General features: G+C 61.0%; 12 protein-coding genes. 9 read left to right on the top strand and 3 right to left on the bottom strand.

Features of this window, described 5'->3' with window-relative positions:
* Positions 1-80 precede the first annotated feature (80 nt).
* Together RBR25_RS05520 and RBR25_RS05515 are read right to left on the bottom strand one after the other, a co-directional pair.
* Positions 81-1,043 (bottom strand): AAA family ATPase, encoded by a 963-nt coding sequence (locus RBR25_RS05520; protein ID WP_432818540.1) that lies wholly within the window; start codon positions 1,041-1,043, stop codon positions 81-83.
* 39 nt (positions 1,044-1,082) lie between these two features.
* On the bottom strand, positions 1,083-1,487 hold the full coding sequence (locus RBR25_RS05515; protein ID WP_432818539.1) for a VOC family protein: 405 nt from the start codon (positions 1,485-1,487) through the stop codon (positions 1,083-1,085).
* Between the two features lie 124 nt (positions 1,488-1,611).
* Here RBR25_RS05515 and folK point away from each other — a divergent pair, with 124 nt between their 5' ends.
* The 9 genes from folK to RBR25_RS05470 all read left to right on the top strand — a co-directional run bounded on the left by folK (position 1,612) and on the right by RBR25_RS05470 (position 14,330).
* Entirely contained in the window at positions 1,612-2,109 is a 498-nt protein-coding gene (gene folK / locus RBR25_RS05510) for a 2-amino-4-hydroxy-6-hydroxymethyldihydropteridine diphosphokinase (protein ID WP_432818538.1), read from the top strand.
* Positions 2,110-2,113: 4 nt separating this feature from the next.
* Positions 2,114-2,368 carry a YHS domain-containing protein gene (locus RBR25_RS05505; protein WP_432818537.1) on the top strand — a complete coding sequence of 85 codons (255 nt, stop codon included), beginning with the start codon at positions 2,114-2,116 and terminating at the stop codon, positions 2,366-2,368.
* Between the two features lie 75 nt (positions 2,369-2,443).
* Complete coding sequence (locus RBR25_RS05500) at positions 2,444-3,565, top strand: ribonuclease D (protein ID WP_432818536.1); 1,122 nt, start codon at positions 2,444-2,446, stop codon at positions 3,563-3,565.
* A 67-nt stretch (positions 3,566-3,632) separates the two neighbouring features.
* The gene (locus RBR25_RS05495; protein WP_432818535.1) at positions 3,633-4,505 is read left to right on the top strand and encodes an EamA family transporter; all 873 of its coding nucleotides are present in this window, start codon (positions 3,633-3,635) and stop codon (positions 4,503-4,505) included.
* A gap of 102 nt (positions 4,506-4,607) precedes the next feature.
* Positions 4,608-5,186: an HD domain-containing protein gene (locus RBR25_RS05490; RefSeq protein WP_432818534.1), complete on the top strand. Its 579-nt coding sequence runs from the start codon at positions 4,608-4,610 to the stop codon at positions 5,184-5,186.
* A gap of 48 nt (positions 5,187-5,234) precedes the next feature.
* Entirely contained in the window at positions 5,235-7,286 is a 2,052-nt protein-coding gene (locus RBR25_RS05485) for a BCCT family transporter (protein WP_432818533.1), read from the top strand.
* A 247-nt stretch (positions 7,287-7,533) separates the two neighbouring features.
* Positions 7,534-9,126, top strand: coding sequence for a phosphoglycerate dehydrogenase (gene serA / locus RBR25_RS05480; protein ID WP_432818532.1), 1,593 nt, complete (start codon positions 7,534-7,536; stop codon positions 9,124-9,126).
* 542 nt (positions 9,127-9,668) lie between these two features.
* Positions 9,669-11,393 carry an acyl-CoA carboxylase subunit beta gene (locus tag RBR25_RS05475; protein ID WP_432818531.1) on the top strand — a complete coding sequence of 575 codons (1,725 nt, stop codon included), beginning with the start codon at positions 9,669-9,671 and terminating at the stop codon, positions 11,391-11,393.
* A 60-nt stretch (positions 11,394-11,453) separates the two neighbouring features.
* The gene (locus RBR25_RS05470; RefSeq protein WP_432818588.1) at positions 11,454-14,330 is read left to right on the top strand and encodes a biotin/lipoyl-containing protein; all 2,877 of its coding nucleotides are present in this window, start codon (positions 11,454-11,456) and stop codon (positions 14,328-14,330) included.
* Between the two features lie 244 nt (positions 14,331-14,574).
* Here the strand turns inward: RBR25_RS05470 and RBR25_RS05465 are convergent, their stop codons facing one another.
* Positions 14,575-14,787 (bottom strand): hypothetical protein, encoded by a 213-nt coding sequence (locus RBR25_RS05465; RefSeq protein ID WP_432818530.1) that lies wholly within the window; start codon positions 14,785-14,787, stop codon positions 14,575-14,577.
* Positions 14,788-15,050: the final 263 nt, after the last annotated feature.

Genomic DNA, 15,050 nt, shown 5'->3' with positions numbered 1-15,050 from the left:
AAGATTGTTGCCGGTGTTGACCGCGCCGAAGCCGAGCAGCAGGGTCAGCAGGATGTAGAGGACACCGGCCGGGGTGAGTTTCAGACCCGGGGCACGGGAATCTTTTGCAGCAGCGATTTGAGCACCTCCCGTTTGCCGAGGGTTTCCTGTTCCGGACGCAGGATGAGCCGGTGGGCGCCGCCGGCCAAGGCCACGGCCTTGATATCCTCGGGCAGGACGTGATCGCGGCCGTCGAGGTAGGCGGCGGCCTTGGCGGCGGCGGCCAGGGTCAGGCCGCCTCGGGTCGAGATCCCCGAAAGGATCAGCGGGCTTTCGCGAGTGGCGGCAATCAGGGCGAAGAGATAGTCGACGACCTTTTCCGAGAGGTAGACCTGATCCTTGACCGCCTGTTTGGCTTCGAGAATCTGCTCGCGGCTGATGAGCGGTTGCAGGTCGCGCAGCTGCTCGCGGATGCCGCCCTCACGGATGATCGATTTTTCCACCGTCTCCGGCGGATAGCCGATGCCGGTGCAGAGGCTGAAACGATCGAGCTGGGATTCGGGCAGCGGGTAGGTACCGACCTGCTCCACCGGGTTCTGGGTGGCGACGACCATGAAGGGCTCGGGCAGGGGATAGGTCACCCCCTCCACCGTCACCCGCCCCTCTTCCATGGCTTCGAGCAGGGCGCTCTGGGTGCGGGGCATGGCCCGGTTGATTTCATCGACCAAGAGCAGATTGCTGAAGATCGGCCCCGGCACGAACTTGAACTGCCCCTGCTCGCGGTCGAAGATGGAGAGCCCGGTGATGTCGCTGGGAAGGAGGTCGGAGGTACACTGGATGCGGCCGAAATCGAGCCCGAGCACCCGGGCCAAGGCCAGCGCCAGGGTGGTCTTGCCGAGGCCGGGGATATCTTCCAGAAGGATGTGGCCGTCGGCGAGCAGGCCGATCACGGCCAAGCGGATGGCCTGGATCTTCCCCCGCAGGTAGCGCTCAGCCAGGGTGTCGATGACGCCGACGACGGCCTCGCGGTGGATGAGCTTATCCTTGCTTCGCGAATCGCGCATGCGGCTCCTTTCCCCTGACGGACATTGGAAGCAAGTATATCACGCCTTGCCCTCCCCCTCCCGGGTGAGGATGACCAGATAGCCGTCGGGATCATGCAGCCAGAGTTCCTCGCGGTCGTGTTCGGCATCTTCCAGCTCATAAAGGGGTTGCAGATCGTAGCGGGCGACGGCGCGCAGCACCGGCCGCAGGTCGGGGAGGGTAAACTCCAGGGTCGTGCCGACCCCGAGGGGATGGCGAGATAAATTCTGGAAGAGAGCCGGATGGCGGGCTTCCAGCACCTCCAGCGGACGGAAGAGGAGGGTGGCATCCCCCCGGCGCAACAGCAGCAGAGGCGGATGTCCCGGGCCCGGAACACGGGTTTCCACGGGCAGACCGAGGATCTCGCCGTAAAAAAAGGCGGTGCGATCGAGGTCTTCGACACCGAGAGTCAGGGTAAAATACATGGAGCATCTCCTTTGTCGTCAGGAGTACCACGGGCCGTCATCTTCTGGCAAGCATGGGGCGGCACGGTTGACCGGTCGTCGGAAGCTGTGCTTTAATCGTCTTTCCGTCTTTCCGGGAGTTTTCATGCACACCGCTTACCTGGCCTTCGGCGCCAATCTCGGCGACTGTTTCGCCACCTTTCGCGCCGCCCGCGCCTGCCTTGCCAAGGCAGAAGGGGTCCGCGTCGACGGCGCTTCGTCCCTCTACCGTACCGAAGCGGTGGGCGGCCCCCCCGGCCAGCCCCCCTATCTCAACGCCGTCCTGCGGGTGGCGACGGAGCTTTCCCCGGAAAAACTGCTGGCCCTCGGTCTCGACCTGGAAGCCCGCTTCGGCCGTCGGCGCCTGGAACCTTGGGGGCCGCGCACTCTCGATATCGACCTGCTCCTTTACGACGACCTGCTTCGCGCCGGGCCGGAACTGACCCTGCCCCATCCGCGTCTGTACCAGCGCCGTTTCGTACTGGCGCCTTTGGCGGAACTGGCCGCCGACCTGCGCCATCCGCTTCTTGATCGCACGATCGGCGAACTGCTCGCCGAACTCGACGACCCGGCCGGTGTGCAACCCCTGCCCGATCCCTGGTGATGCCATGATCAAACTGCTGATTTTCGCCCTCCTTGGTTTTCTCGCCTATACCTTCTACACCCTGCTGCGCCGCTCCCTCGGCGGCGGCACCCCGGCCATTCCGCCGGAGAAGACCCGCCAGGGGGAAGAGATGGTGCGTGACCCCCAATGCGGCACCTACCTGCCTAAGGGGGACGCGCTGGAAGAGATCATCGACGGCGAGCGCTATTACTTCTGCTCGGCTCGCTGCCGGGACGCCTTCAAAGCGAAAAAGCGCTGATTCTTCCCCGCCCGTCTGCGATCCTTTCCGGGTCGGCGCGGCATTCGCCCCCGGCCCGCTTCTTTTGGAGACACCATGCCCGACACCCTGATTCTCACTGACCGCGCCGCCGTCGCCCGCTTCGCCGCCGAACTGGCGCGGGAAACGATCGTCGCCGTCGATCTCGAAGCCGACTCCATGCACAACTACCGGGAAAAGGTCTGCCTGCTCCAGTTCACCACACCGAAACGGACCCTGCTCATTGATCCCCTCGCGGTCGACGATCTTTCGCCGCTGGCGCCCGTGCTGGCCGATCCCGCCATCCGCAAAATTTTCCATGCCGCCGACTACGACATCCGTTGTCTGAACCGAGATTTCGGCTTCGCGGTGCGCGGGCTCTTCGACACCATGATCGCCTGCCAGTTTCTCGGCGAAGAGAAGGTCGGGCTGGCCGACATCCTCGGCAAGTATTTCGGCGTCACCCTCGACAAGCAGTTCCAGCGCGCCGACTGGTCGCAACGCCCCCTCTCCGGCGAGATGATCCGCTACGCGGCGGAGGACACCCGTCATCTGCACGGTTTGGCGGAACTGCTGGAGGAACGCCTGCGGGAAAAGGGCCGGCTGGAATGGGTGGCGGAAGAGTTCGCCCTACTGGAACAGGCCCGCTTCGCCGACAACGACGGGCCCCTGTTCCTGCGCGCCAAGGGCGCCGGCACCCTCGACCGGCGGCAGCTGGCGATTCTCGAAGAGCTGCTGCAATGGCGGGAGGCCGAGGCCAAGCGCCGCGACCGTCCCCCCTTCAAGGTGCTGGGTGGGGCACAACTCCTGGAGGTAGCGCGCAAGGCGCCGAAAAGCCTGGAGGAACTGGCGGCGGTGGAGGGACTCTTCGAAAAACTGGTGGAGCGTTACGGCAAGAAGCTGCTGGCGGCCGTCGCCGCCGGGCAGGCGCTCCCCGCCGAGCGGCTGCCGGTCTATCCCCGCACGCCACGCGCGGAGAAGGATCCGGCGGTGGACAAACGTCTGGCGGCTCTCAAGGATTGGCGCAGAAAGCGGGCCGAGGCGCTGGAAATCGACCCCGGGGTGCTGATCAACAACGGCCTGCTCGAAACCCTGGCCCGGCAAGTACCCAAAACCCCAACCCAACTGGAGCAGGTCGCGGGGCTGAAAAACTGGCAGCGGCGGGAACTGGGCGCGGAAATTCTGGCGGCCTTGATTTAATGTGGGTAATTTTTATCGATTATTTTTTATTCTCGCTAATTTAAAGGGCTTCGGCTAGAATCCGTCCATGAGCAGCCTGGCCCTTCTTCTCGTCGTCTTTTCCGCGCTGATGCACGCGCTCTGGAACCTGCTGGTCAAACGCAGCCGGGACAAGACCGCTTTCATCTGGTGGATGTTCTGCTTTTCCGGCGGACTCTTCACCCTCACCCTCCTGTTCGTCAACGAGCCCTTCCCGCCCCTGACCGGGCGGATTCTCCTGCTCGGCCTGGCCGGGGCGATCTGCTTCGTCGTCTATCACCTCTTCACCGGCCGCGCCTATCAGGGGGGGGATCTCTCTCTGGCCTACCCCCTAGCCCAGACTTCCATGATCTACGTGCCGATCTGGGGAGTGCTGCTGTTGGGCGAAACCCTTTCCCCCCTAGGCACCGCCGGCATCGGCCTCATCATCTTCGGCGCTTACTGCGTGCAACTTGGGCGCTTCTCCCTCGCCGAGGCCCTGCGCCCCTTTCGCAACCTCGGCAACCCCTCGGTACAGGCGGCTCTGGCCGCCGGATTCGTCTACTCAGTCGGCGCGGTCATCGATAAAACCGGCGTCATGGCCTATCACCCCCTCTACTTCACCTACCTGCTGGTCGTCTTCATGTTCCTGCTGATGTCCGCCAACCTGCTGCGTCCGGGGCAGCGCCGGCGCATCGCCGAGGAATGGCGGCAAAGCCTGCCCCTGATCCTCCTCTCGGGGCCGATCATGATGGGCTCCTTCATCTCCTTCCGCTACGCCCTCAAACTCGCCCCCTTGAGCTACGCCGTGCCGGTACGTCAGGTCGGGCTCCTCTTCGGCGTCCTCTTCGGCGTCCTCTTTCTCGGCGAAAGCTGCGGCCGCATCCGCGTGCTGGCAGCGCTGGTGATACTCGCCGGGGTCTTTCTGGTGCGACTCGGGTAGAATCTGAGGAAAAATCCCCGCGCGCGCAAGGCGGCCTTGGCGGCTTCGCCGGCGGATGTTATCCTTCCCTATGAGAGCTTCCCAACACAACAAGGACCCCGCATGAAAAACCTCGCCCATTTCTTCTTCGAAGTCGGCATGCTCAAGCGCACCCCCCGCACCGGCTTCCAGTTTCTCGGCAGCGGCGCCGAATCGGTGGCCGAACACTCCTTCCGCACTACGGTCATCGGCTACACCCTGGCCATGCTCGACGGCCAAGCCAATGTCGGCCGGGTGGTGCAGCTCTGCCTCTTCCACGACATCCCCGAAGCCCGCACCGGCGATCTCAACTACGTCAACAAGAAATACGTGAAGACCGACGAAAGCCGGGCGGTGGACGATCTTGCCAAAACCCTTCCCTTCGGGGATGCCTACCGGGAAACGATGGAAGAGTTCGAAGCCCGCGAAAGCCGCGAGGCGCTCCTCGCCCATGACGCCGATCAGTTGGAGATGATTCTCGCCCTCAAGGAATACAAGGATCTCGGCAACCGCTACGCCGACGAGTGGTACCCCTTTTCCGTGCGCCGGCTGAAAACCGAACTGGCCCGGGAACTGGCCGAAACCATCTGGGAGACCGACTCGACCCGCTGGTGGTTCGACGGAGACGAGCACTGGTGGGTCAACGGCAAACGCGACGCATAAAGAGAGCGCTCCCTCTATCCCCCACGGCCCATGCAGCCTAAAGGAGAGATGATGAAAAAGGAGACTTGGCACGCCTCGATTTTGCTCCCGGTATTCCTGCCGGCGGTTGCGGTGATTTTTCTTCTGGTGATGGGAACCATCAGCAATCCGGCCCTGGCCGGCGAGCTCTTCGCCGGTGCTCTGTCCTTCATTACCCGGACTTTCGGCTGGTTTTACATGCTTTCGGTGGCAATCTTTCTGGTTTTTGTCGTGCTGGTCGCGCTTTCGCGCTGGGGCAACATCAAGCTGGGGCCGGATCATTCCGAACCCCAGTATAGTTTTCCCGCCTGGTTCGCCATGCTCTTCTCCGCGGGATACGGCATCGCTCTGCTCTTTTTCGGGGTGGCAGAACCGGTCCTTCATTATGCATCCCCGCCCCAGGGGGCCGCAGCCACGGTCGACGCGGCCAAGCAGGCCATGCAGATCGCTTTCTTTCACTGGGGCTTCCATATCTGGGCAATTTACGGATTGGTGGGACTGGTTCTGGGCTATTTCGCCTTTCGCCACGGCCTGCCCCTGTCCATGCGCTCGGCCCTCTATCCTCTCGTCGGCGACCGCATCCATGGCCCCATCGGTCACGCGGTGGACGTCTTTGCCATCCTCGGAACCCTCTTCGGAGTGGCGACCACCCTCGGTCTGTCGGTAGCGCAGATCAATGCCGGAATAAGTTATCTCTGGCCGGCGATTCCCGTTTCCTCCGGGGTTCAGGTAACGGCCATCGCCCTGATTACCGCTATGGCCCTGGCTTCGGTACTGGCCGGCATGGACAAGGGGGTCAAGCGGCTTTCGATTCTCAACATGGTCCTGGCCATTCTACTTATGACCTTTGTCTTTGTCGTTGGGCCGACCCTCTTCATTCTTGAGACCTTTCTCCAGAACACCGGCAGCTATCTGAACAACATCATCGAACGAACCTTCAATCTCCAGGCCTATGTGCGCGGCGACTGGATCGGCAACTGGACGCTCTTCATCTTCGGCTGGACCATCGCCTGGGCGCCCTTCGTCGGACTCTTCATTGCCAAGATCAGCCGTGGCCGCACCATCCGGCAGTTCGTTTTCGGCGTCATGCTTGTTCCCTCCCTCTTCACCTTCCTGTGGTTTTCCATTTTCGGCGACACCGCCCTGCACCTGATCATGAACGAGGGCTACCATCGCCTGATCGATCATGTTCAGGCCGATCAGGCGATGGCCCTTTTCAAGCTTTACGAACATCTGCCCCTGACCTCGCTGATCTCCCTGGTGACGGTCTTTCTGATCATCACTTTTTTCGTCACCTCCTCCGACTCGGGTTCGCTGGTCATCGACTCCCTGTCCGCCGGTGGCCGAGACGATTCACCGGTGTGGCACCGAGCCTTCTGGGCGATTACCGAAGGGGTGGTCGCTTCGACGCTGCTACTGGCGGGCGGGCTCAAGGCCCTGCAGGCCATGGCGATCACCACCGCTCTGCCCTTTGCCGTCATCATGCTTCTGGCGGCGCTCGGTATGTGGCGTGCCTTGGTGATTGAGGGACATACCGAAGTGAGCCTGCAAAGCCACATGCGTCGAACCCGACATGGATTGGGAGGAGACAAGAGCAGCTGGAAAGCCCGACTGGCGGGGCTGGTCCGCTTCCCCGACCGGGCGGAAGTAACCACGTTCATCACCAATCAAGTCATGGGAAGCATGAAGCACGTGCAGGAGGAGTTGGCCAGGCAGGGCTGGCAGGCCGAAGTGACCTACGATGAGGAGAATGTCCGGGCCTACCTGGAGGTCTCACGTAAAGAGCGTGTGGATTTTCTCTACGACATCCGCCTCTGCGAGTACCTGGTTCCGGATTTCGCCTATCCGGAACTGCCGCCGGACGAAAGCAGATCCCCCCATTACTATCGCGCCGAAGTTTTTCTCCGCCGGGGTGGACAGTCCTATAACATTTACGGTTATGACGGTACTCAGATCATCGACGACATCCTCAGCCAGTTTGAAAAATATCTGCACTTCCTTCATGTGACTCCGGGAACTCTCCCCTGGAACATGAACGAGCACGACGAGATGCTCCAAGGGGTAGCCTCGTCAGAACCGTAAACCATTATTTTCCATGGAGTTTTACCCAAACCCCGGCGGGAGAAGGCAGGCGAAATCGACCTGCGTCCACCCGCCGGTTACGGGAGTAGCGGCACCGGCCCAAAATGGGCGGCCGACGTCCTTTCTCCCTCGGCCGGACATCTTGGTATACGTCGTTGACAGGGGGGGGAGGAAGGTCTAAAATCCCCCTTTCTTTTGCTTCATCAGGGGGTTCGGCCCTCTCATCCCTGTTCGCGAAGGAGTCCCCATGAAGGTTCTTATCACCGATGAAATTTCTCCAGAGGGCCTGCAGCCCCTCCTTGAAGATCCCCGGGTCCAGCTTGACGTACGCCTAAACCTCCCGGTGCCTGAACTGCACCAGATCATCGGCAGCTACGACGCCCTGATCACCCGCAGCGGTACCCGCGTCGACGCGGCATTGCTCGAACATTCCGGAAACCTTCGTATCGTCGCCCGCGCCGGGGTCGGCATCGACAACGTCGACGTCGGCAACGCCAGCAAGAAGGGGATCATCGTCGTCAACGCTCCCTTCGGCAACGTCAACTCGGCGGCCGAGCACACCTTGGCCCTCCTTCTCTCCCGCTGTCGCAACGTCACCGTCGCCAACGCCTCGCTCAAGGGCGGTGAATGGAAGCGCTCCCCCTTCACTGGTTACGAACTCAAAGGCAAGACCGTCGGCATCATCGGCCTGGGCAAAGTCGGCGGCCGCGTCGCCCTGCGCTGCCGGGCCTTCGAAGCGAACGTGCTGGCCTGCGACCCGTACATCTCGGAAAAGCGCGCCGAGGACCACGGCGTCAAGCTCGTCCCTCTAGAGGACATCGTTCGTTACGCCGACATCATCACCGTACATACCCCCCTGAACGAAGAGACCACCGGGATGATCCGCCACGAGCATTTCGCCGCCATGAAGGACGGGGTCATCGTGGTCAACTGCGCCCGCGGCGGGATCATCGACGAAGTGGCCATGCTCGACGCCTTGGAGAGCGGCAAAGCGGCCGGCGCCGCTTTCGACGTCTGGAGTGAGGAGCCCCCCGCCACCGAGGTGCTGCGCAAGCTCATCGCCCATCCGCGCATGGTCGTCACCCCTCATCTCGGCGCCAATACTTTTGAAGCGCAAAAGAACGTGGCGGTGGACGTCAGCCGCGAAATCATCAACTACCTCGACGGTCGGCCCATGGAGAACGCGGTCAACATCCCGCGCTTCGATCCTGACCTGATGGAGCACATGAAGCCCTTCATGGGGCTGGTGAGCAAGATCGGCGAGTTCGTCGCCCAACTTGCCCCTCCCAATCCCCAGAAGGTGATTTTCACCTACAACGGCAAGATCGCCCGTTTCGACTGCGCGCCCCTGACCGTTTGCGGCCTGGCTTCTTTGCTCAACCGCCAGACCGATCAGGAGGTAAACATGGTCAACGCCCGGCTGGTGGCGGAGACCATGGGCATCGTCGTGGAGGAGGTGCGCAACACCGAATCCGAATCCTTCTCCAGCATGGTGACGATCTGCATCGAAACCCCCGAGGGCAAGCGCTCCATCGCCGGAACCCTCTTCGAAGGGCTTCCCAAGGTCGTCAAGATGCGCGACTTCCAAACCGACTTCACCCCCGAGCCGCACATGCTGGTCATCAGCTACGACGACAAGCCGGGACTGATCGGCAAGATCGGCACCATTCTCGGCGAGGCTAACGTCAACATCGGCAACATGAGTCTGGGGCGTCGCTCCAAAGCCGGCGAGGCGATGGTCGTCCTCTCCATCGACAGCCCCGCCGACGAGGCGACCCTGGAAAAGGTCGCCAAGGCTGTCAACGCACGCTTCCTCAAAGCCGTGCATATGCGCGAATAAGAAGCCGTTTCGCGCGGGAAGGTTTTCGGCGGAGTCATTTTCTCAGCAACAAAAGAGGCGGTTCCCGGGAGCCGCCTCTTTTGTTACATGGAGCGGGAACGGAATCCCGCAGCGCTCATTTTCCAAATATCATTCTAAAATTTTCACCAATAAGAAAAAAATGAAAGAAAGTTTTATCCTTAGTAATTTTTGTGATCATCCGCGCTCTTCCATGCCCATCACCGGCCTTCGACAAAGTCCGGCGGAAACCCCCAAGCGGGCGCGAAATGCTGAAAATTTCTTCTCTTAGGATTTTCGAAATGAGAAGGGGAAAACCGGCCGATAGCCACCGGACCTTTTTCCAACCCCGCCCCGAGAAGAGCAGAAACACCCCGTGCAGTTTTTATCCTGAATAAAAAATCGCTTGACAATCCGTCGGTTTTTCTGCTTTATATGGCATCTTCCAGAAACAATGTTTTACAAATAACAAAATATTAAAGATATTTGTTCTCTCGTCGCCCCGCCCACACGGGACAATTTCCAACTTCACAAGGATGGCCGCAATGTCGCAGAAAATCATCAAGCCTTCACTGAAGAACCCCCTTGATCCGCCCGAGAAGGTTGAATTCACCATTCCCGGCGAAATTTCCCGCGCCACCGGCGGCTATGAAGAGGCGATGAAGGAAGGACACGACCTGATTCGGCGCCCGATCAAGTCGGTCAGCATCGGTCAAATTGAAAAGCAGCACTTCAAGAAGCGCATGACCGTCTGGGAGCGGATCAAGGTGCTGACCGAAAACGAGCCGAACATCCTCTTTCAAAACTGGGGCAAAAATCTCGACGGCGCTTCCCTGGTCACCGGTATCCTCAACATCGGCGGCCGCGACGTGGCGGTTTACGGCCATGATTTCACCGTGCGTGCCGGCTCCATCGACGCCACCAACGGCCGCAAACTGGCTCGCCTCTTCACCATGGCCGGCGAGAAAGGGATCCCCCTGATCGGCATGAACGACTCGGCCGGCGCTTTCGTGCCCGCCGGGGTCGGCGGTCTTGACGGCTACGCCGAGGCCTTCACTGCTCTGCGCAAGATCAGCGGGGTGGTGCCGACCATCATGTGCATGTTCGGTTTCAACGCCGGCGGCGGCTCCTACCTTCCCCGTCAGGGAAGCTTCGTCATCCAGCCCGAGGACACCTTCTTCGGCCTGACTGGCCCCGGCGTGGTCAAGTCGGTCCTCGGTGAGGACATCACCCCCGAGGAGCTGGGCGGTCCCATGGTTCACGGCGCCTCGGGCGTCGCCGACCTGACCGTGGCCGACGAAACCGCTGCTCTGCGCGCCGCCGTCCGCCTGCTCAGCTACATCCCCGACAATAACGGCGTCATGGCCCCTTTCCAGCCGACCAGCGACCCGCTGGAGCGCAAGACCTGGGAGATCAACACCCTGCTGAAGAAGGCCTTCAACTCGCCGACCGGCTTCAACACCCCCTTCGACGTCTCGATCATCATTCAGCAGATCGTCGACCACGGCGACTATTTCGAGCTGCAACCGAAACGGGCCCGCGAGGCGATCACCGTCTTCGGCCGTCTCGGCGGCCACGTCGTCGGCTTCGTCGCCAACAACTCAGCGGTTTCCTCGGGCCAGATCGACTGCGACTCGGCGGTGAAGATTGCCCGCTTCGTGCGCTTCTGCAACATCTACAACATCCCCATCATCTTCATGGAGGATACCACCGGCTTCCTCCCCGGACGCGAACAGGAAACCCGGGGTATCGTCCAGGCCGGCCGCTCCATGCTCGACTCGATCATCGACGTGCGCACCCCGCGCATCCTGTTGATTCTGCGCAACGCCTTCGGCGGCGCTTACGCCTCCTACAACAACTACCCGACCGGCGCCGACCTGGTTCTGGCCCTGCCCACCACCCGCTTGGCGGTCATGGGTCCGGCGGGCAAGGAGTTTGTCTACAAAAACGAGCTGCGTAAGATCCGCTCCGGTGCCGCTGAACTGGCCAAGAAGGGAGCGGCCGAGCGGGTAACTGCCGGCATGGATGCCGGCGAGGCCAAACGGGACGCCGAACGGGAAGCCGCCGAATGGCTCAAGGCCCAGGAAGCGGAGCTGAACCTGCGCTACGAAAAGGAACTGATGAACCCCAAGGAGGGTCTGTCCCTCGGCTCCATCTCCTCCATCGTCATGCCGACGGACCTGCGCAAGGTTCTTGGCGAAAACCTCAACTTTCTGCTCCGCCACTATAAGCCTGCTCCCTGGCAGGACGTGCAGCGCGAATTCCATTAAGAGCGGAGCGATCCCATGTTGATGAAAGCGAACCCAGGCTTCGAGTCGGAGAAGACCCCCATGGCACAGAGCAACGATTACTATAAAAACAACCCTCTCATTCACCGTGACCGGCGCCTCGGGCGCGCGGACTCCGAGTGGGTACGATCCTTTTCCTGCGAGGCGCTTAAGCCTCTCATCGTCTGCCGCGGCCCGATCCGCCTGGAGGCGATGATGGTCTACGAAGAGATGGGGATCAGCCATTACGGCATCCTCCTCTCGGAGAAGGACTCCATCGTTTACCCCAACGCCCTCTCTCCCGAATTGCGCATGCTCACCGACCCGACCCGGGTCCATCGCGTCCCCGACTATTCCGGCGCAAGCAAGGAAGAGCGGGTCGAGCGGATCGGCCAGATCATCCAGATCGCCAAGGACAACGGTTACGATTCGATCTTTGCCGGCTATGGTTTTATGGCCGAGGATGATGAGTTCGTCGCCGCCATCGAGGACGCCGGTCTGCGCTTTATTGGCCCCTGCTCCGCCACCCAGCGCGGTGCCGGCAAGAAGGATGAGGCCAAGCGCACGGCGCTGAATGTCGGTGTCTCGGTCACCCCGGGCATCGACAACGTCAGCGCCCGCACTCTGACGGCCAAGCATCCGAGCCGCGAGGCGCTGCTGGCTTTGGTCAAAGTCGAAGGGCTCAAGTGCGACGCCAAGGTGCTGGCGGATGGAAACCTCTCCCTCGAAGCCCTCGCCGACCACATCCTCATGGCTTCCTACGAGAAGGGGATCGACCTCTTCACCATCGACGAGCTCGGCGCCCAGGTCGAGGCGTCCTGCGCCGAGATGTTCCGCAACTATCCCAGCAGCCGTATTCGCCTGAAGGCCATCGGTGGCGGCGGTGGCAAGGGGCAACGGATTCTCGGCGCCACCATGCTGGCCAAGAAGAAACCGAGTGAGGCGGAAATCAAGAAGGCCGCCGCTGAAGCCCCCTCCCTGGTGCGGGAAGTGCTCAACGAAGTCAAGGCCGCCGGGGTCGGCGACAACAAAAACCTGCTCATTGAGCTCAACATCGAGCAGACCCGTCACAACGAAATTCAGCTCCTCGGCAACGGCGAGTGGTGCATCGCCCTCGGTGGCCGCGACTGTTCGCTGCAGATGCATGAGCAGAAGCTGCTCGAAGTTTCCGTCACCCAGGAAGGCCTGGCCCTGGAGATCGCCAAGGCTAAGAAAGCTGGGCTTCATGTCCAGGCCGAAGCTCTGGAAACGGATCTGCGCATCCTCAAGCGCATGGAGGAGGAGTCGGAGCGCTTCGGCCAGGCCGTCGGCCTCGACTCGGCCTCGACCTTCGAGTGCATCGTCGACCGCGACCGCTACTACTTCATGGAGGTCAACACCCGCATCCAAGTGGAGCACCGCGTCACCGAACTGGTCTACAGCCTCAAGTTCACCAATCCCAAAAACAAGGAGGATTTTTTCATCGTCGAGTCGCTGGTCGAGGCCATGGCCCTTCTCGCTCTGCACAAGGAGCGCCTGCCCCGTCCCGAGCGCCTGCTCCGCTTCGGCGCCGGCGTCGAAGCCCGCCTCAACGCCACCGACGTTTCCCTCTCCCCCAGCGCCGGCGGGGTAATCCGCTACTGGTCGAAGCCGATCGAAGGGGAGATCCGCGACGATCAGGGGATCTGTCTGGTCAATCCCGACACCGGCCAATTCATGCGATATACCGTAGCCGGCGCCTACGACTCCAACATCGCCCTGCTTTTAACCAAAGGCGAGAACCGCCTCGACAGCTACGAGCATCTGGCCAAGGTGCTGCGCTCCACCACCCTGACCGGCACCATCTTGGCGACCAACCTGACCTTCCATTACGGTCTGGTCAACTGGTTCCTCAGCCGCAACGTCATGGCCAAGCCGACCACCCGCTTCGTCGTCCCGTACCTGACCATGGTCGGCAAGCTCAAACAGGAAGCGAACAAACTCGACGTGGTCTACGCTTTTTTAGCCGTGAAGAAACACTTCTCCAAGCTCTACGGCACCGACCCGGAGACGGCCAAGGCCATCTCTGAAACCCTCGACCGCAAGGGCACCCTGCTCACCCGGCCGATGGAGATTCTCCTTCATGACCCCCACCTCCTTTCCGGCTGGCTCAGCATCAACCGGAACAATCTGGAGATCAAAAACGGCAAGCTGATCTGGCTGCGCAACCCTCTGGCCATCCTCCAGGAAACCTACGAATACCTGCATATGAACTGGCGGGAAGGCGCGCCGGCGGCGGAAATCATCTGGTCCCACGACCACGAGCTGCTGCAACGGGCGCTGCGCTTCTACGACGAACTGCGCAAGGTCTTTGGGCTGAAAGCGGAAGAATTCGTCAAACTCAACGCCCTGCTCGGCGAGGAGACCCCGCAGGGGGGCTACGATCCGGAGACCTGGGAGCAAATCCAGGCCGCCCATCTCGGTTTCGAAGTCGGCAACGAACTCCTCGGCCTGCTCTTCCTCATCGCCAACCGAACCAGCTTCTTCGACTTCAAGGTCGAAGAAAATCTGGAAGTCACCATCCCCGACTACCTCACCGACCTGGACCTGCAGGCGGCGATGAAAAAGATGCTGGTCCCGCCCCCCGCCACCAAGGCCGACGAAATCGTCACCCCCGGCGGCGGCATGTTCTATGCCCAGGAAGCCCCGGGCATGCCGCCTTTCGTCAAGGAAGGGGATCATTTCGAGAAGGGGCAGCCGCTCTTTATCCTCGAAGTCATGAAGATGTTCAACAAGGTCCCGGCCCCCTTCTCCGGCACCGTCGACAAGGTGCTCATCGAAAACGGCGACGGCAGCATCGTGCAAAAGGGGCAGCCGATCTTCAAGGTCACCCCCGACGAGAAGTTCGTCGAGGTCGATCCCAAGGAAGTGGAAAAGCTCAAGCGGGACACGACCAACGACTATCTCAAGGCGATTCTCTGACAAATGAATGCAAAAAGGCCCCGGATCACTCCGGGGCCCGTGTCTTCATGGCCGGTCCGCCCCTCGGGGGCGGACCGGTTTTTTCGTTTTCAGATTCGTCTCATAAGGAACCCGCCCATTCCAGGCTGATCAAAAATGCCCAGATGCAAGGCCCCTGAAATTCGAGGAGTGAAGCGTACCCGCAGGTACGTTGTAGAGACGAGGATGAAGGCAACGCCGCAGATGGGCGTTTTTCATCAGCCGCTCAGGTGGCGAGGATGTAATCGTCCCCATCCACGCACTCGGAGGAACCTTCGAGAAAGGAGTCCTTGTGGACATCCTTAATGACCTCGACGACGCCGTGATTCACCGACCAGACCGTGCCGCAGACCTTACACTCGAGAATGTCTTCGTAAAAGCCCTCGGAATGCAGATCCACCGCTTTGAAGGATTGGTGTTTACAGATCGGACACTTCATGGCGTTCTCCTTTCGTCGGGCTTGTGGGCCTGTGCTCATTCATTGCCTTTTCTATAGAGTATAGGTAAAGACCCTTCCCGCGCAAGGAGATGAGAGCGAAAAAATCAGCTAAAACAGTATGTTAAGCAGTGAAAAGGGGTTATTTTAGAAATTTCGGAAGAGGGATCGGGCGAAACGACGAAAGCGGCAGGCGTCTTGTAGCCCAGAAAAAACGGGGGATTAGCAATTTATCGACAGAATGGAAGAGGTTTCCGGCTTGGCCG

The organism is Trichloromonas sp. (genome assembly GCF_034006665.1).
In the GTDB taxonomy this organism is placed as follows: Bacteria; Desulfobacterota; Desulfuromonadia; order Desulfuromonadales; family Trichloromonadaceae; genus Trichloromonas.
This window is presented reverse-complemented; position numbering and strand designations above follow the sequence as displayed.

What these genes read in the sequence shown, in the direction of transcription:
- RBR25_RS05485 (WP_432818533.1), top strand. Translation starts at nt 5,235, where the DNA reads ATGATGAAAAAGGAGACTTGGCACGCCTCGATTTTGCTCCCGGTATTC.
- RBR25_RS05475 (WP_432818531.1), top strand. Translation starts at nt 9,669, where the DNA reads ATGTCGCAGAAAATCATCAAGCCTTCACTGAAGAACCCCCTTGATCCG.
- RBR25_RS05500 (WP_432818536.1), top strand. Translation starts at nt 2,444, where the DNA reads ATGCCCGACACCCTGATTCTCACTGACCGCGCCGCCGTCGCCCGCTTC.
- RBR25_RS05470 (WP_432818588.1), top strand. Translation starts at nt 11,454, where the DNA reads ATGGCACAGAGCAACGATTACTATAAAAACAACCCTCTCATTCACCGT.
- RBR25_RS05490 (WP_432818534.1), top strand. Translation starts at nt 4,608, where the DNA reads ATGAAAAACCTCGCCCATTTCTTCTTCGAAGTCGGCATGCTCAAGCGC.
- RBR25_RS05505 (WP_432818537.1), top strand. Translation starts at nt 2,114, where the DNA reads ATGATCAAACTGCTGATTTTCGCCCTCCTTGGTTTTCTCGCCTATACC.
- folK (WP_432818538.1), top strand. Translation starts at nt 1,612, where the DNA reads ATGCACACCGCTTACCTGGCCTTCGGCGCCAATCTCGGCGACTGTTTC.
- RBR25_RS05515 (WP_432818539.1), bottom strand. Translation starts at nt 1,487, where the DNA reads ATGTATTTTACCCTGACTCTCGGTGTCGAAGACCTCGATCGCACCGCC.
- RBR25_RS05520 (WP_432818540.1), bottom strand. Translation starts at nt 1,043, where the DNA reads ATGCGCGATTCGCGAAGCAAGGATAAGCTCATCCACCGCGAGGCCGTC.
- RBR25_RS05465 (WP_432818530.1), bottom strand. Translation starts at nt 14,787, where the DNA reads ATGAAGTGTCCGATCTGTAAACACCAATCCTTCAAAGCGGTGGATCTG.
- RBR25_RS05495 (WP_432818535.1), top strand. Translation starts at nt 3,633, where the DNA reads ATGAGCAGCCTGGCCCTTCTTCTCGTCGTCTTTTCCGCGCTGATGCAC.
- serA (WP_432818532.1), top strand. Translation starts at nt 7,534, where the DNA reads ATGAAGGTTCTTATCACCGATGAAATTTCTCCAGAGGGCCTGCAGCCC.